Genomic DNA, 17,917 nt, shown 5'->3' on the forward strand with positions numbered 1-17,917 from the left:
TTTTTGCCGTCGGCAACGCGGTCATGACAGCCGTCGCATTTGGTCATGTGGCCTTTGGCGGCGTTGTACTGCGGCGCACCGTACGGGCAGGCCATATGGCAGTAGCGACAGCCGATGCAGACGTCCTCATCCACCACCACAAAACCGTCCTCGCGTTTGTGCATCGCGCCGCTCGGGCACACTTTCGTGCAGGCCGGGTCTTCGCAGTGGTTGCAGGAAATGGAAAGATAGTAGGCAAAGACATTCTGGTGCCAGACGCCGTTATCCTCCTGCCAGTCGCCGCCCGCATATTCATAGATGCGACGGAAGCTGACGTCCGGGGTTAAATCTTTGTAGTCTTTGCAGGCCAGTTCGCAGGTTTTGCAACCGGTGCAACGACTGGAGTCAATAAAAAATCCATATTGGGTTGTCATCGGTTACTCCTTATACCTTCTCAACCTGAACGAGGTTCGTATGGGACGGATTCCCCTTAGCGAGAGGAGAAGGACGCTGGGTCGTCAGGACGTTAATACATCCCCCCTGATCCACGCGTTTTGCATCCGGGTCATACCAGGCGCCTTCGCCCAACGCAACGACGCCCGGCATCATGCGCGGCGTCACTTTCGCCTCAATATGCAACTCGCCGCGACCGTTGAAGATACGCACTTTGTCGCCGTTGCTGATGCCGCGTTTTTGCGCGTCCATCGGGTTAATCCACATCTCCTGGCGGCAGGAAGCTTTCAGAACGTCCACGTTGCCATAGGTAGAGTGCACGCGAGATTTGTAGTGGAAGCCCGTTAATTGCAACGGATAGTCTTTGGTCAACGGATCGCTGTAGTTTTCGAAGCCCGGCGTATAGATCGGCAACGGATCAATCACATCGCCTTCCGGCAGTTCCCAGGTTGCCGCAATCTCTGCCAGCGCCTGCGAATAGATCTCGATTTTGCCCGACGGCGTTGTCAGCGGGTTAGCCTGCGGATCGTCACGGAACGCTTTATAGGCAACGTGATGACCTTCAGGATCGCGCTGCTTAAAGATGCCCTGCTTGCGGAATGCTTCGAATGTCGGCAGTTCGGGAATTGCCTGACGCGACTGTTCGTACAGATGACGCATCCACTCTTCTTGCGTACGCCCTTCGGTAAACTGCTGCTCCACGCCGAGACGCTTCGCCAGCTCGCTGGTCATCTGATAGATAGTCTTGCACTCAAAGCGCGGTTTAATGGCCTGGTCGGTGAAAATAACGTAGGACATGTTCCCGCAGGAGGCATCCAGCGCGAAGTCCATCTGCTCAGAAGCGGTGCAGTCCGGCAGCAGAATATCGGCATATTTCGCTGAAGAGGTCATATGACAGTCGATAACGACGATCATTTCGCACTTCTTGTCATCCTGCAAAATTTCATGCGTGCGGTTAATTTCGGAATGCTGGTTAATCAGGCAGTTACCGGCATAGTTCCAGATCATTTTGATGGGAACGTCGAGTTTATCTTTGCCGCGAACCCCATCACGCAGCGCCGTCATTTCCGGCCCGCGCTCAATGGCATCGGTCCATAAGAACATCGAAATGCTGGTCTCGACCGGGTTTTCCAGCGTTGGCATACGCTCAAACGGCAAATCGTAAGATCCCTCACGCGCACCGCTGTTGCCGCCGTTAATGCCGACGTTGCCGGTCAGGATCGCCAGCATAGAGATTGCGCGAGTAACGATTTCGCCGTTGGCATGACGCTGCGGCCCCCAGCCCTGGCTGATGTAAGCGGGTTTGGCGCTACCGATTTCACGCGCCAGTTTTACAATGCGCTCCGCCGGAATACCGGTGATCTGCGACGCCCACTCCGGCGTCTTCGCAATACCGTCTCTACCCTGTCCCAGAATATAGGCTTTGTAGTGACCATTTTTCGGCGCGCTGGCGGGTAAGGTTTTTTCGTCATAACCCACACAGTATTTGTCGAGGAACGGCTGATCGACCATATCTTCGGTGATCATGACGTATGCCAGCGCATTTACCAGCGCCGCATCCGTACCCGGGCGAATCGGAATCCACTCATCCTCACGACCCGCGCCGGTATCGGTATAACGCGGATCGATAATAATCATCCGCGCATTTGATTTTTGCCGTGCCTGTTCGAGGTAATAGGTTACCCCGCCGCCGCTCATACGGGTTTCCCCCGGATTGTTACCAAACAGCACAACCAGCTTACTATTTTCAATGTCGGAAGGACTATTACCGTCCGCCCAGCCGCCGTAGGTGTAATTTAACCCGGCGGCAATTTGCGCGGATGAGTAATCGCCGTAGTGGTTGAGGTAACCGCCGCAGCAGTTCATCAGCCGGGCAACCAGTGTTTTTCCTGGCGGCCAGGAGCGCGTCATCGTGCCGCCAAGCGTACCCGTACCATAGTTTAAATAGATGGATTCGTTGCCATAGTCTTTGATAAGACGCTGCATATTAGTGGTGATAATGTCATAGGCTTCGTCCCAGCTGATGCGCTCAAACTTACCTTCACCACGCTTGCCAACGCGCTTCATTGGATACTTCAGACGATCGGGGTTATAAACCCGGCGGCGCATAGAACGCCCGCGCAGACAGGCGCGAATCTGATGCAGACCGTCATAGTTATCATCGCCCGTATTGTCCGTTTCAACATATTTGATTTCACCGTCCACCACATGCATGCGCAGCGGGCAGCGGCTTCCACAGTTAACGGTGCAAGCGCTCCAGATAATTTTTTCGCTGGATGCGCTGGGGCTGATAGCGTCAGCCGCATTGGCGATCCGGGTAAATGGCAGAGTCAATGCGCTACTGGCGATTGCCAGTCCGCCTATTGCTGTCGTTTTTACCAGGCCTCGACGAGTTACCTCAGCTGCCAGTACAGCATCGGGGATATTCGTTTTCATGATGACTCACTTTGCTTGCTCACGATTGATAAAAGCCAGACACTTCGTTATGTAGTTATTTATACAGCGAATAAATCGCTATATAGTTTTGTATATAATGAATATGAGAAAAATCAGCGATAAATGCTAATCTTCATTCGAAGGTAGTATTACCCCCAAAGGGGTAACCATTCTTGTCCGGTGTCAAACAGGCATAAAAAAAAGCGCCCGGAGGCGCTTTTTAAGCAGAGAGAAGCGGGGATTAGCCGATATATTCCAGTCCGTTCATATACGGACGTAATACTTCTGGAACTTCGATGCGGCCATCAGCCTGCTGGTAGTTTTCCATCACGGCAACTAAAGTACGCCCAACCGCCAGACCGGAACCGTTCAGGGTATGAACCAGACGGGTTTTCTTGTCGGACTTACTGCGGCAGCGTGCCTGCATACGACGCGCCTGGAAATCCCATACGTTCGAGCAGGAAGAGATTTCACGATAGGTGTTCTGCGCCGGGATCCATACTTCGAGATCGTAGGTTTTACATGCGCCAAAGCCCATGTCACCAGTACACAGAACGATTTTACGGTACGGCAGACCCAGCAACTGAAGCACTTTCTCAGCATGGCCGGTCATCTCTTCCAGCGCATCCATTGACTCTTCTGGACGCACAATCTGCACCATCTCAACTTTATCGAACTGGTGCATACGGATCAGACCGCGCGTGTCACGACCGTAAGAACCCGCTTCAGAACGGAAGCATGGCGTATGCGCAGTCATTTTGATCGGCAACGCATCTTCGTCGATGATTTCATCACGCACCAGGTTAGTCAGCGGCACTTCCGCCGTCGGGATCAGCGCATAGTTGCTGCTGTCAGCCTCTTCTTCCAGCGGGCGAGTATGGAACAGATCGCCCGCAAATTTCGGCAACTGCCCTGTACCGTACAGCGTGTCGTGGTTCACCAGATACGGCACGTAGTTTTCACTGTAACCATGCTGTTCAGTGTGCAGATCCAGCATGAACTGCGACAGCGCGCGGTGCATACGGGCAATCTGCCCTTTCATTACCACAAAACGAGAACCGGTCAGTTTAACCGCAGCCGCGAAGTCGAGACCGGCGTGCATTTCACCCAGCGTCACATGATCGCGGACGTCGAAATCAAACTCACGCGGGGTTCCCCAACGGCTGACTTCAACGTTGTCGTTTTCATCTTTACCTACCGGTACATCATCAGCCGGTAAGTTAGGAATGGTCAGCGCGATATCGCGAATTTCAGCCTGTAAGCTCTCCAGCTCGGCTTTTGCCGCATCCAGCTCTTCGCCCAGCTTGTTCACTTCCAGACGTAAAGGCTCGATATCTTCCCCGCGCGCTTTCGCCTGGCCGATGGATTTCGATCGAGAGTTACGCTCTGCTTGCAGGTTTTCCGTGTTGACCTGCAAAACTTTACGACGCTCTTCAAGAGCGCGCAGCTTATCTACATCCAGCTTAAAGCCCCGGCGTGCCAGTTTTTCAGCGACTGCGTCTGGCTCATTACGCAGCAGATTGGGATCGAGCATGCTTATCCTGTGCTTATCGAATTAAAATAGGAAACGTGACCACAGCCTGCAGTCACAGGGATACAGTGCCAACATTACCGCAACGATCGCGCTAACGGTAGCGTTTTGTGGGGCTATTTTGATCCTGTTCAGCCAGCCAGGCGAGCTTTTCGCCAATCTTGCCTTCAAGCCCCCTGTTTGTGGGATGATAATAGCGTGTTTGCGCTATTTCCGGCGGGAAATAAACCTCGCCTGCGGCGTAGGCGTTTGGCTCATCATGCGCGTAGCGGTATTCCTGGCCATAGCCCATTTCTTTCATCAGTTTCGTCGGCGCATTGCGCAGATGCACAGGCACATCATAATCCGGGCGTTCACGGGCATCGGCCAGCGCCGCTTTGAACGCGGTATAAACCGCGTTACTTTTCGGCGCACAGGCCAGATAAACAATCGCCTGGGCTATCGCCCGTTCCCCTTCCGCAGGGCCAACACGGGTAAAGCAATCCCACGCAGAAATCGCCACCTGCATTGCGCGAGGATCGGCATTGCCGACGTCTTCAGAAGCAATCGCCAGGCAACGTCGGGCGACATACAGCGGGTCGCCGCCAGCGGTAATGATCCGGGCATACCAGTAAAGCGCCGCGTCCGGGGCGCTGCCACGCACCGATTTATGCAATGCGGAGATGAGATCGTAAAAGCGATCGCCTTTATTATCAAAGCGCGCGCTGCGCTCCCCGGCGATTTCGGTCAGTAATGCGGGCAATAATACTCGCTTACCGCTGTCATCCACTTCCGCCATGTCTGCCATCATTTCCAGCGTATTTAACGCCCGACGCGCATCTCCGTTCACCAGTTCGGCGATCGCCCGGCGCGTCTCGTCCGGCAGAACGATATCCTGGCCGCCATAACCACGCGCTTTGTCATCCATCGCCTGATTCAGCACCTGCTCAATATCTTCAGTCGTTAAGGATTTGAGGAGATACACGCGGGCGCGTGACAGCAAAGCCGAGTTCAGCTCGAAGGACGGGTTTTCGGTCGTCGCGCCAATAAACGTAATCGTGCCGTCTTCGATATGCGGCAGAAACGCATCCTGCTGGCTCTTGTTGAAGCGATGGACTTCATCGACAAACAGAATAGTGCGGCGCCCGGCATTACGGTTCTGGCGGGCGCGTTCAATGGCTTCACGGATCTCTTTTACGCCAGAAGTCACGGCGGAAATGCGTTCGACGTCAGCATTGGCATAGCGGGCAATCACTTCGGCCAGCGTGGTTTTGCCCGTACCGGGCGGCCCCCACAAAATCATCGAGTGCAGGTGCCCGGCCTCAATTGCACGAGGCAAAGGCTTACCCGCAGCCAGCAGATGCTGCTGACCAATATACTGCGCTAAATTTTCTGGCCGCATACGCGCGGCCAGTGGCTGAAAGGTATTATCAGAAAAATCGAGCGACAGATTGCTCACTCATGCGCCTCTACTTACGTTGGTCGTCTACCGTTACACCTTGCGGCGGAGTAAAGGTAAATTTTGATGCATCGACAGCGCTATTCTGCTGAGATTTCAGCTGATAGCTGCTGCGCTGATCGTCTTGTTCCACTGCGCTGAACTGATGAATAGTCCCGTCACGACCCACATTAATGGTGAACTGTTTCAGGTTACCGCTACTGCTTTTTGGCGTCAGCACAAAGTCATCGCCATTTTGTTTGATGTTGTACTGCTGCCAGTCGCTGGACTGGTTGCGGGCTATCAGCATAAACGGCGTATTGCCCGTCGCATCTTTTAACCAGGTCGCCGTTGCCTGCTCGACAAACGGGTTAAAGAACCATAGCGTTTTCCCGTCAGAGACCAGAATGCTCTCGTCGGGCTGCGTCATATGCCAGTTAAACAGATTAGGACGCTTAACCCATAAGTCGCCCTGGCCTTCCTGAACGGCGGCGCCGCTGCCGTCAGTCACTTTTTGTGTAAAGCTGGCGTGGAAGCTGCTGACTTTATCCAGACGGCTTTTCAGATCGCTGGCGGCATCCGCCCATACGCTGCTCACCACAAAGCCGGAGAGTAATGCGCAGGTGATTGCGATTTTTTTCATCATTATTCCTCAAAATACGTCACTCCCGATGGGGAGTTCCCTCTGCTCTCTATTCCAGGCCAAAAATCAGCATGAGGAAAGAAGAAAATACTGAATTCTTATTTATTTACCGATCTTTGCAATCATTCGAACGGCGGTGGCGCCAGCACCTCGCGGTTCCCGTTATGGCCTTGTTCGCTGACAATGCCTTGGGCTTCCATCTGCTCGACAATACGTGCCGCACGGTTGTAACCGATACGGAACTGACGCTGAACGCCAGAAATGGACGCTTTGCGTTTTTCGGTCACAAAGCTCACCGCCTGATCGAATAACGGATCCAGCTCCTCGCCGCCGTCAAAGCCGCCGCCGCCCCCTTCGCTTTCGCTATCCGAGGTGATGCCATCAATGTATTGCGGGCGACCACGCGCTTTCCAGTCCTGCACCACCGCATGCACTTCCTGGTCGCGGACAAACGCGCCATGAACACGTACCGGCATGGTCGAGTTCGGGCCGGAATAAAGCATATCCCCCATCCCCAGCAGGGATTCCGCGCCGCCCTGATCGAGGATCGTGCGTGAGTCGATCTTACTGGATACGGTAAAGGCGATACGCGTCGGAATGTTGGCCTTAATCAGACCGGTAATAACGTCAACCGACGGGCGCTGAGTCGCCAGCACCAGGTGAATACCTGCGGCACGCGCTTTCTGCGCCAGACGCGCAATCAGCTCTTCAACTTTCTTACCGACGGTCATCATCAGATCGGCGAATTCATCGACCAGAACCACGATATACGGCAGTTTTTCCAGCACCGGATGCTGGGCATCCATGCTGTCGCCCGGCTTCCAGTACGGGTCTGGAATCGGACGCCCCATCCGTGCCGCTTCGGCAATTTTCTCGTTATAGCCTGCCAGATTACGCACGCCAAGCGCCGACATCAGCTTATAGCGGCGTTCCATTTCATTAACGCTCCAGCGCAGTGCGTTGGCGGCGTCTTTCATATCCGTGACCACTTCGGTCAGCAGATGCGGAATGCCTTCATAGACCGAAAGTTCCAGCATTTTCGGGTCAATCATGATGAAACGCACATCTTCTGGCTGCGCTTTATACAGCATGCTGAGGATCATGGCATTGACCCCAACCGATTTACCGGAACCCGTCGTCCCCGCAACCAGCAGATGAGGCATTTTCGCCAGATCGGCCACAACCGGATCGCCAGCGATATCTTTACCCAGCACCACGGTGAGCGGCGACGGATTCTCGCGGAATTTAGCGTTATCCAGCACTTCACGCAGGTAGACGGTCTGACGTTTTTTGTTCGGCAGTTCGAGGCCCACGTAAGGCTTACCAGGAATCACTTCTACCACGCGTACCGCAACGGTTGACAGTGAACGCGCGAGATCGCGTGACAGGTTAGAAATACGCGCGGCTTTCACGCCCGGCGCCAGATTCAGCTCAAAACGGGTAATAACAGGCCCTGGGGAATAGTTCACCACATCAGCTTTAATGCGGAAATCCGCCAGACGCGCTTCGACCAGGCGTGCCATTTGTTCCAGCGCGAAAGTATCGACCGGTTCCACTGCGCTCGGCGGCGGCGTCAGCAGATCCAGCGACGGCAACGGCGTGGTAGGTTTCTGCAACGGACGACTGTCGCCATTACGCATCAACAACGGATGGATCAGGCTTTCCTGCGGCTGTGGCGCGGCCGGTTGTTGCGGTTGTTGATACAGTTGCTGCGGCACAACCGGCTGCTGCGGTTGTTGATACGGTTGCTGCGGTGCAACCGGCTGCTGCGGCTGTTGATACGGTTGCTGCGGCGCGACGGGCTGTTGCGGCTGCTGATACTGTGGCTGCGGCGCAACAGGCTGCTCAGGCATCACACCGGGAGTAAACAACGGCTCATGCGGGCCTTCATCCACCAGCGCTTTCATCGGCGAGAATTCAAAATCATCCAGCGAGAACGGATGGGCTCCCGCAGGCTGTTCCCCGGCATAGCGCTGCTGCTGTGAAGAGGCAAACTGGCGAGCCAGTTCAGCTTCTGCTGCATCCTCATCTTCTGCCTGAGGAGCATCATGTTGATATTCGGAACCATAACGATGCTGCTGAGACTGGGCGAACTGACGTGCCAGCTCATCCTGCTGCATCTCATCAATTTCATCATCGCTATACTGCGTTTCGGCATCATACTGATGACGCCCCGCCGCACGCGCTTTCTCTTCCGCGATACGCTGAGACGGTAATTTTATGCCATACGAGGCCAGCTCACGGCGGGTCGGAACGCGAACGCGGTTAGGGCGAGGCAGTTGCGGGCCAATCCCCTCTTTAACCTGTGGGCGTGGCGCACCACCGCTTACCGGGCTAAACGCAGGTGCAGCGGATGCCGCCGCTCCTGCGGCCAGCGTTGCATCTTTGACGCCTGCCGCCAACGGCGCAACCGCGGCAACGGATTCAACAGGCGGCACAGAAGCTGCTGTCGGTACCGATGGTTTAACCGGCTCCGGCGCTTTCGCTGGCTCAGGAATCGGCTGATACCATGCAGCCAGTTGCTCACGCTCACGCGCGCGTTTCTCTTCCACTTCTTCAAAGTAGTAGAGCGGCGGACGGGCGGGTTTAATTTCTTCTGCTACAGGCTCAGGCTCCACCGCAGACGGCGGCTCAACAGCGGGCTGCTGCTGATAATACGTATCCTGAACCGGTTCCTGCGGGTAAGCCGGCTGCGGCTCGAAAGTCGGCTCGTGTTGATAAACAGGCTCTTGCGGATAAACCGGCTCAGGATGCCAGGGTTGTTCCGCCGCAGGTTCCTGCGGCACAGGCTGTTCATACGCGTGTTCAGCGTAATACTGCGCTTGCGGCTCGGTCGGCGCAGGCTGCTGCCACGGTTCATGATGTGGCGCTTGCGGCTGCGCATATTGTGGTTGCGGCGGATAACTTTCCGGCGCGGGCGCAATGACCGGTTCGCCGGTTTGCGGCCCCGGAACAGGCTGCCATTCCACCACCGGTTGCGCAGACGCGGCTTCAGCACCCGGCACCGACGGTGCAGACATAACCGGATCAACAGGCGCCGCCCAGGCTTGCGTTGCCGTTGTCGCCGCAGCAGCGGAGGCAACAGGCTCCGTGACCGAATGCCCATTCAGCAGAGGATCGTATTCCTCATATTCCGGCTGCGTCGCACGATGGCCGGAGAACAGCACATCATCAGGATCGGCAGCCACGCCACGCGCGCTGTATTCGATATCGTCTTCATCATCCATACGCTTGCCGGAGAAAAGCGCCGCATCCGTGTGTCGCCCACGCGGATTGCTGAACTTCTCTGCCAGCCGCTTACGGCGCGCCAGGGCGCCACGAAGGATGCGCGCACGTCGGGATTCGCGCTGTGCGCCCACCGCTTCATCTTCTTCGTATTCGTCATCATCTTCATACTCGTCGTCATCGACCCAGGTGTCATCGCGGCGAGTACGGTTGCTGGCGAAGGTGAGAATATTCAGCAGCCAGCCACCCAGTTTTTCTGCAATGCTCACCCAGGACCAGCCGGTGAAGAGCGTCAGACCGGCTGCCCAGACGCACAGCAGCGTAATCGTTCCCCCGCTGCTGTGCAGCAGAGGCTGAAGCGTGGTGCTTAACAGGCTGCCAATGACGCCGCCAGACGCGAAGTACCAGATATCATCAGCATTAATTGCGGCTAATCCGCAGGAGGTAAGAATCAACGCCAGGACGCCGATAATGCGCAGCGACACGGCAAAATAGTCAATGTAATCGTCGTTGCTCTGGTGCCGCCAGGCAAACCAGCAGCCGCCAACGATAATCACCGGGATGGTGTAGGCCATCACGCCAAAGATAAAGAACAGCGTGTCAGCCAGCCATGCGCCCGGCGCGCCGCCCAAATTATGGATAGGCTCATGCCATGCGGTTTGCGACCAACTGGGATCTGAAGGGTTAAAGCTAAGTAAGGCTGCCATCAACCAGACGGCAAAAAGGGCAATAAGGATCAGCAACGCTTCCAGAAGTCGGCGCCCGCTGCTTAACTTTTTCAATGTGACTTCTTTGTCTTCAGTGTATTCCTGGCTCAAAAAAGGCTCTCCAGGTTTCGGGCTTTTCCTGCCCGATGCTAAAACGGACAACAGCACCGGGTTGCCCCGGCACTGTTGCTGTATGGATTAACAGGAGTGTAATCAAACTACGTCGATTTTGCACCTGTTCCGTGTTAGCGCGTCTTAATTACCAGACGATTGCTCTGTTTGACTTCTTCCATTACCACGTAAGTACGTGTGTCATTCACGCCAGGCAGACGCAGCAGGGTTTCACCCAGCAGCTTACGGTACGCTGACATATCCGGCACGCGTGTTTTCAACAGGTAGTCGAAATCACCGGAAACTAAATGACACTCTTGAATTTCTTCAAGTTTTTGTACTGCGGCGTTAAATTGTTCAAACACATCTGGAGCGCCACGATTCAGAGTAATCTCAACAAAAACCAGAAGTGATGCATCCAGATAATGCGGGTTTAACAGCGCCGTATAGCCCTGAATAAAACCCTGTCTTTCCAGCCGACGGACACGCTCAAGGCAAGGCGTCGGTGAAAGTCCCACTCGTTTAGAAAGCTCGACGTTAGAAATACGCCCATCCTTTTGCAACTCATTAAGAATGTTACGATCGATACGGTCGAGATCTTTGCCAGGGCGCTTCTTGCTATCTACCATTATTATTGTCTCTCTGTATTCCTTCCCTACTCCTGCCTGACTCTACTAACATCACTGTTCAGAGTCGATGCCCATCACAATAGACCGAACCCAGAGGGATTAACGGCGCGCAATGCCAGGGCCTATGGTGAGAAGACCGTTGCCGGATGGCAGCTATCGACATCACGAATGGCGTCTGTCCACGCCATGCGTAGATTTCACTAGCCCGGTAAACATGGTGCTTATATGCATGATTATGCAGCACACACATAACACTGTTTTTTTCTTCCAGAAGATGTTTTCGCAAAACAGCAGGGGATTGTCAAAGCAAAACATCGATTTTTAGTACAACATGCCAGTTATTCATTAAGAGCGGCGCTAAATCGTCATTTTATCACCTTATAACTGGCCGATTTTAAGTAGAAAGCGTTATATCGCAGCCCTAAATCCGCCCATTCATCGGTTCCTGCTATTACACATATTGTTAACAAAATCGCTATACTCTTTTTTTACGTCTGCAAATTCCCTACAATCCTGCCCATTGTCTGCCAACAACTATGGGGATCTCATGGGCACGACCAAACACAGTAAACTGCTTATCCTGGGTTCTGGACCGGCGGGATATACCGCTGCGGTCTACGCTGCGCGCGCAAACCTGCAACCGGTTCTGGTTACCGGTATGGAGAAAGGCGGTCAACTGACCACCACGACGGAAGTGGAAAACTGGCCTGGCGATCCGAACGATCTGACCGGCCCGCTGTTGATGGAGCGCATGCACGAACATGCGACGAAATTTGATACTGAAATCATCTTCGATCACATCAATAGCGTGGATCTGCAAAACCGTCCTTTCCGTCTGACCGGCGACAGCGGCGAATACACCTGCGATGCGCTGATCATCGCAACCGGCGCTTCCGCACGCTACCTCGGCCTGCCGTCTGAAGAAGCGTTTAAAGGCCGTGGCGTGTCTGCCTGCGCCACCTGCGACGGTTTCTTCTATCGCAACCAGAAGGTCGCGGTCATCGGCGGCGGCAACACGGCGGTTGAAGAAGCGTTATACCTGGCGAACATCGCCGCTGAAGTGCATTTGATTCACCGTCGCGACGGCTTCCGCGCCGAAAAAATTCTGATCAAGCGCCTGATGGATAAAGTGGAAAACGGCAACATCGTGCTGCATACCCACCGCACTCTGGAAGAGGTGACCGGCGATCAGATGGGCGTTACCGGTTTGCGTCTGCGTGATACGCAAAACCCGGACAACATCGAATCCCTTGACGTTGCAGGCCTGTTTGTCGCCATCGGCCACAGCCCGAACACCGCGATTTTTGAAGGTCAGCTTGAACTGGAAAACGGCTATATCAAAGTCCAGTCCGGCATCCACGGTAACGCCACGCAGACCAGCGTTCCCGGCGTGTTCGCCGCAGGCGACGTGATGGACCATATTTATCGTCAGGCAATCACCTCAGCGGGCACAGGTTGCATGGCGGCGCTGGACGCTGAACGCTACCTTGACGGTCTGGCTGACGCGTGCAAATAGTTTTTACAAATCAGTAACAAAAGTAAAAAAGGCGACTATAAGTCGCCTTTATTTTTGCCCCGTTGTAACATTGCCGTGCCAAAAATTCCGATAACTCACCTGCTAAGCGTGCAATGAATAAAACCCGTCAAAAAGAATTGACCCGCTGGTTAAAACAGCAAAGTGTAATTTCCCAACGTTGGCTGAACATTTCACGCCTGTTGGGTTTCGTGAGTGGCGTACTGATTGTCGCTCAGGCCTGGATCATGGCTCGCATTCTCCAGCATATGATCATGGACAATATTCCCCGCGAAGCCCTCCTGCTCCCCTTCATCGTACTGATGTTGGTGTTTGTCCTGCGCGCCTGGGTGGTCTGGCTGCGCGAGCGGGTGGGTTTTCATGCCGGGCAGCATATCCGATTTGAGATCCGCCGCCAGGTGCTGGATCGCCTGCAACAGGCAGGGCCAGCCTGGATTCAGGGTAAACCGGCTGGTAGCTGGGCGACGCTGGTGCTGGAGCAGATTGACGATATGCATGATTACTATGCCCGCTATCTGCCGCAAATGGCGCTTGCTGTCTGCGTTCCCTTGTTGATTGTGGCGGCGATTTTCCCGTCAAACTGGGCCGCCGCGCTGATTTTGCTCGGCACCGCACCGCTGATCCCATTATTTATGGCGATGGTGGGAATGGGCGCCGCCGACGCTAACCGCCGTAATTTCCAGGCGCTTGCCCGCCTGAGCGGGCATTTCCTCGACCGCTTACGCGGTATGGAGACGCTGCGCATCTTCGGGCGCGGTGAAGCAGAAACGGAAAGCATTCGTGTCGCTTCACAAGATTTTCGCCAGCGCACAATGGAAGTCCTGCGTCTCGCCTTTTTATCCTCCGGGGTACTGGAGTTCTTCACGTCGCTGTCCATTGCGCTGGTCGCGGTTTATTTCGGTTTCTCCTACCTCGGCGAACTTAATTTCGGCCATTACGGGACAGGCGTCACGCTTGCCGCCGGCTTCCTGGCGCTGATTCTGGCGCCGGAGTTTTTCCAGCCACTGCGCGATCTGGGCACCTTTTACCATGCCAAAGCGCAGGCGGTAGGTGCGGCTGACAGCCTGAAAACCTTTATGGAAACGCCTCTCGCTCACCCGGAACGCGGTGATGTCGAACTTTCCGGGAAAGAACCGGTAACCCTTGAAGCGCAGGATCTGATAATTACCTCGCCGGAAGGTAAACCGCTTGCCGGACCGCTGAATTTCACACTGGCCGCAGGCCAGCGCGCCGTACTGGTTGGTCGCAGCGGTTCAGGAAAGAGTTCACTGTTAAACGCGCTGTCTGGCTTTCTCTCTTATCAGGGCTCCCTGTGCATTAACGGCGTTGAACTTCGTGATTTATCCCCGGAATCCTGGCGAAAACATCTCTCCTGGGTGGGGCAAAACCCACAATTACCGGCAGGCACGCTCCGTGAAAACGTCCTGCTTGCCCGCCCGGATGCCAGTGAACAAGCGTTACAGGCGGCTCTCGACAGCGCCTGGGTCAGTGAGTTTTTACCTCTGCTGCCGCAAGGTGTAGACACGCCGACTGGCGATCACGCGGGTCGCCTTTCCGTCGGTCAGGCGCAGCGGGTTGCGGTTGCCCGCGCCCTGCTGAATCCCTGCAAATTGTTGTTGCTGGATGAACCCGCCGCCAGTCTGGATGCCCACAGCGAACAGCGTGTAATGCAGGCGCTGAATGCCGCATCAAAACGCCAGACCACGCTGATGGTAACGCATCAGTTAGAAGATCTTGCCGACTGGGACGTGATCTGGGTTATGCAGGATGGGCAGATCATCGAGCAAGGTGATTATGCCCAACTCAGCAGCGCCAACGGCGCGTTTGCGACACTATTGGCTCATCGTCAGGAGGACATTTAAATGCGCGCCTTGCTACCGTATCTGACGCTGTATAAACGTCATAAGTGGATGTTAACGCTCGGTATTATTCTGGCCATCGTCACGCTACTGGCCAGTATCGGTTTGCTGACGCTCTCTGGCTGGTTCCTCTCCGCTTCAGCCGTAGTCGGTGTGGCGGGTATCTATAGCTTTAACTACATGCTGCCGGCTGCTGGCGTACGCGGTGCGGCGATCACCCGTACTGCGGGCCGGTATTTCGAGCGTCTGGTCAGCCATGACGCCACCTTCCGCGTATTGCAACATTTGCGTATTCATACGTTCAGCAAGCTGCTGCCGCTCTCCCCTGCTGGCCTTGCCCGCTATCGTCAGGGCGAGCTGCTGAACCGCGTCGTCGCCGATGTCGACACGCTGGATCACCTCTACCTGCGCGTTATCTCTCCGCTGGTTGGCGCGTTTGTGGTGATTATGGTGGTCACGCTGGGGCTGAGTGTTCTCGATTTCACCCTTGCGATTACGCTGGGCGGCATTATGCTGCTGACGCTGTTTATTATGCCGCCGCTCTTCTATCGCGCCGGAAAAAGCACCGGGCAGAACTTAACCCATTTACGCGGTCAGTATCGCCAGCAGTTAACCGCCTGGCTACAGGGTCAGGCGGAACTGACTATATTTGGCGCCAGCTCGCGCTATCGGGCGCAAATGGAAGCCACGGAATTACAGTGGCATGAAGCCCAGCGACGTCAGTCTGAATTAACGGCGCTATCCCAGGCCTTAATGCTGCTTATTGGCGCACTGGCGGTAATGCTGATGTTATGGATGGCTTCCGGCGGCGTCGGCGATAACAGCCAGCCTGGCGCGCTGATAGCGCTGTTTGTCTTTTGCGCGCTGGCGGCATTTGAAGCGCTTGCCCCCGTTACCGGCGCGTTTCAACATCTTGGCCAGGTCATCGCCTCTGCGCTGCGTATTACCGAACTGACCGAGCAGCAGCCTGAAGTGACCTTCCCGGATGGCGAAGCAGCGGCTCCCCGGCAGGTAACGCTGACGCTGCGTGACGTTTCATTCAGTTACCCGGAGCAGCCGCAAAAAGCGCTGGATGCCCTTTCTCTGCAAGTCGCGCCCGGAGAACATATCGCTATTCTCGGACGCACCGGCTGCGGGAAATCGACATTGCTGCAACTGCTCACCCGCGCCTGGGACCCGCAGAGCGGCGATATTCTGCTTAACGATCAACCAATTTCAACGCTGGATGAAGCGGCCCTGCGTCGCACCATTAGCGTGGTGTCGCAGCGAGTACACCTGTTCAGCGCCACATTGCGTGACAACCTGCTGCTGGCAGCGCCAGACGCAAACGACGATACGCTCTCAGAGATGCTGCGCCGTGTCGGGCTGGAAAAGCTGCTGGAGGATGGCGGACTTAACAGCTGGCTAGGCGAAGGCGGACGTCAGCTGTCAGGCGGCGAGCTTCGTCGTCTGGCTATCGCCCGTGCCCTGCTGCACGATGCGCCGCTCATGCTGCTCGATGAACCCACTGAGGGGCTGGACGCGACAACCGAAAGCCAGATGCTTGAATTGCTGGCAGAGGTTATGCGCGGGAAAACCGTTTTAATGGTCACGCACCGTCTGCGCGGGCTGTCGCGTTTTGATCAAATAATAGTGATGGACAACGGACAAATTATTGAGCAAGGTAATCACGCAGATCTGTTAGCCAGGCAGGGTCGTTATTACCAGTTTAAGCAACGTCTGTAAGCTATTATTGAACGATCCGACTTGCGTACTGGAGTTCTGCGGTCATGCGCCTGGTTCAGCTTTCTCGCCACTCAATCGCCTTCCCCTCGCCGGAAGGCGCGTTACGTGAACCCAATGGTTTATTGGCGCTTGGTGGCGATCTCAGCCCTGCCCGCTTATTGATGGCCTATCAGCGGGGTATTTTCCCGTGGTTTTCACCGGGCGACCCGATTCTTTGGTGGTCACCCGATCCTCGCGCTATTTTGCAGCCTGAAACATTACACATCAGCCGCAGCATGAAGCGTTTTCACAAACGATCGCCCTATCGCGTCACGCTTAATTATGCGTTTGGTCAGGTTATTGAAGGCTGCGCCAACGATCGTGACGAAGGAACCTGGATCACGCGCGATGTGGTGGAAGCGTATCACCGCTTACATGAGCTGGGGCATGCGCATTCCATCGAAGTATGGCGACACAACGCGCTCGTCGGCGGCATGTATGGCGTTTCGCAAGGCACCCTGTTTTGCGGCGAATCGATGTTCAGTCGCCAGGAGAACGCCTCCAAAACCGCGCTGCTTGTTTTTTGCGCTGAATTTATTCGTCAGGGTGGAAAATTAATCGACTGCCAGGTGCTGAATAGCCACACGGCATCGCTTGGCGCTGTCGAAATTCCCCGCAGGCAATACCTTGAGCATCTGGGATCATTACGGCAACAGCGATTACCGGGTCATTTCTGGGTGCCGCGCACGTTATTTTCACCTCAGGCGTGAATGTTTTCGGCACATTTTTTGTCAGGGTGTTATAATTGTGCCGCAGAGCAGGTTATGCCCATTACCCCGCCGCCGTTAAGGAACCGTTCGCGTCAGGTAACGCCCATCGTTTATCTCATCGCTCCCTTATACGTTGCGCTTCAAGTGCGGCTTTGCCGTGTTTTTCGGAGTAATGCGCCAAACCTGATTTGCTGCGTTTTAAACGCGCAAATCTTTACTTATTTAAAGAACTTCGGCATTATCTTGCCGGTTCAAATTACGGTAGTGATACCCCAGAGGATTAGATGGCCAAAGAAGACAATATTGAAATGCAGGGTACCGTTCTCGAAACGTTACCTAATACCATGTTCCGCGTAGAATTAGAAAACGGTCACGTGGTTACTGCACACATCTCCGGTAAAATGCGTAAAAACTACATCCGCATCCTGACGGGCGACAAAGTGACTGTTGAACTGACCCCGTACGACCTGAGCAAAGGCCGCATTGTCTTCCGTAGTCGCTGATTGTTTTCACGCCCGGGTGGCGTAAAGATAAAAAAAGGTCGGTTTATCCGGCCTTTTTGTTGTCCCTTTCCTGCATGAATACCGTTGATGCGAATTAACGTTATTTTTATTCCCCGCAGCGTCCCTTCCTTCTACATTAAATACTGAACTGCCTGTACGGCAGTGAACGGAGCGTTCCGCCGTGGTTCTCCACGCCTGTTTTTCTAAGCTGCCTGTACGGCAGTGAACTTACTAACGTGCAGGATATGACGTTTGCGGGTTTTCTAAGCTGCCTGTACGGCAGTGAACAATGAATCCCCGATAAACATCATTGCAGCGGTATTTTCTAAGCTGCCTGTACGGCAGTGAACGCAGAGGGAATGCTGCTGTAGTCAAAGCTACTTTTCTAAGCTGCCTGTACGGCAGTGAACAGGAAT

At 54.8% G+C, this 17,917-nt stretch carries 12 protein-coding genes and 1 CRISPR repeat array; of the genes, 5 read left to right on the forward strand and 7 right to left on the reverse strand.

Features of this window, described 5'->3' with window-relative positions; genetic code table 11:
- The 7 genes from OGV79_RS07695 to lrp all read right to left on the reverse strand — a co-directional run.
- Window positions 1-413, reverse strand: a 413-nt coding sequence (locus tag OGV79_RS07695; RefSeq protein WP_286468209.1) for a DMSO/selenate family reductase complex B subunit, incomplete at its 3' end; no start/stop codon positions are given.
- Window positions 414-423: 10 nt separating this feature from the next.
- The gene (dmsA, locus tag OGV79_RS07700) at window positions 424-2,868 is read right to left on the reverse strand and encodes a dimethylsulfoxide reductase subunit A (protein ID WP_200075424.1); all 2,445 of its coding nucleotides are present in this window, start codon (window positions 2,866-2,868) and stop codon (window positions 424-426) included.
- A gap of 241 nt (window positions 2,869-3,109) precedes the next feature.
- Window positions 3,110-4,402, reverse strand: coding sequence for a serine--tRNA ligase (gene serS, locus OGV79_RS07705; RefSeq protein ID WP_012133033.1), 1,293 nt, complete (start codon window positions 4,400-4,402; stop codon window positions 3,110-3,112).
- Window positions 4,403-4,493: 91 nt separating this feature from the next.
- On the reverse strand, window positions 4,494-5,837 hold the full coding sequence (rarA, locus tag OGV79_RS07710) for a replication-associated recombination protein RarA (protein ID WP_024130481.1): 1,344 nt from the start codon (window positions 5,835-5,837) through the stop codon (window positions 4,494-4,496).
- A gap of 10 nt (window positions 5,838-5,847) precedes the next feature.
- Window positions 5,848-6,459, reverse strand: a complete 612-nt coding sequence (gene lolA / locus OGV79_RS07715; RefSeq protein WP_024130482.1) for an outer membrane lipoprotein periplasmic chaperone LolA — start codon at window positions 6,457-6,459, stop codon at window positions 5,848-5,850.
- A gap of 122 nt (window positions 6,460-6,581) precedes the next feature.
- Window positions 6,582-10,502 (reverse strand): DNA translocase FtsK, encoded by a 3,921-nt coding sequence (locus tag OGV79_RS07720; protein WP_114848453.1) that lies wholly within the window; start codon window positions 10,500-10,502, stop codon window positions 6,582-6,584.
- Between the two features lie 134 nt (window positions 10,503-10,636).
- Complete coding sequence (gene lrp, locus OGV79_RS07725) at window positions 10,637-11,131, reverse strand: leucine-responsive transcriptional regulator Lrp (protein WP_000228469.1); 495 nt, start codon at window positions 11,129-11,131, stop codon at window positions 10,637-10,639.
- A gap of 547 nt (window positions 11,132-11,678) precedes the next feature.
- On the opposite strand from lrp, the gene trxB reads away from it, so the two are divergent.
- The 5 genes from trxB (at window position 11,679) to infA (ending at window position 17,501) form a co-directional block, all read left to right on the forward strand.
- The gene (trxB, locus tag OGV79_RS07730) at window positions 11,679-12,647 is read left to right on the forward strand and encodes a thioredoxin-disulfide reductase (protein ID WP_049011457.1); all 969 of its coding nucleotides are present in this window, start codon (window positions 11,679-11,681) and stop codon (window positions 12,645-12,647) included.
- A 113-nt stretch (window positions 12,648-12,760) separates the two neighbouring features.
- On the forward strand, window positions 12,761-14,527 hold the full coding sequence (gene cydD / locus OGV79_RS07735; RefSeq protein WP_071259507.1) for a heme ABC transporter permease/ATP-binding protein CydD: 1,767 nt from the start codon (window positions 12,761-12,763) through the stop codon (window positions 14,525-14,527).
- Window positions 14,528-16,249 (forward strand): heme ABC transporter ATP-binding protein/permease CydC, encoded by a 1,722-nt coding sequence (gene cydC / locus OGV79_RS07740; protein WP_058668953.1) that lies wholly within the window; start codon window positions 14,528-14,530, stop codon window positions 16,247-16,249.
- Window positions 16,250-16,293: 44 nt separating this feature from the next.
- A complete protein-coding gene (gene aat, locus OGV79_RS07745; protein WP_012133041.1) occupies window positions 16,294-16,998 on the forward strand; it encodes a leucyl/phenylalanyl-tRNA--protein transferase in 705 nt (234 codons plus the stop codon).
- 284 nt (window positions 16,999-17,282) lie between these two features.
- Window positions 17,283-17,501, forward strand: a complete 219-nt coding sequence (gene infA, locus OGV79_RS07755; protein WP_001040187.1) for a translation initiation factor IF-1 — start codon at window positions 17,283-17,285, stop codon at window positions 17,499-17,501.
- 139 nt (window positions 17,502-17,640) lie between these two features.
- A CRISPR array of direct repeats spans window positions 17,641-17,911; the repeat unit is 29 nt; unit sequence TTTTCTAAGCTGCCTGTACGGCAGTGAAC.
- Window positions 17,912-17,917: the final 6 nt, after the last annotated feature.

This window comes from Citrobacter sp. CK185, from assembly GCF_030333565.1.
Taxonomy (GTDB): Bacteria; Pseudomonadota; Gammaproteobacteria; order Enterobacterales; family Enterobacteriaceae; genus Citrobacter_B; species Citrobacter_B koseri.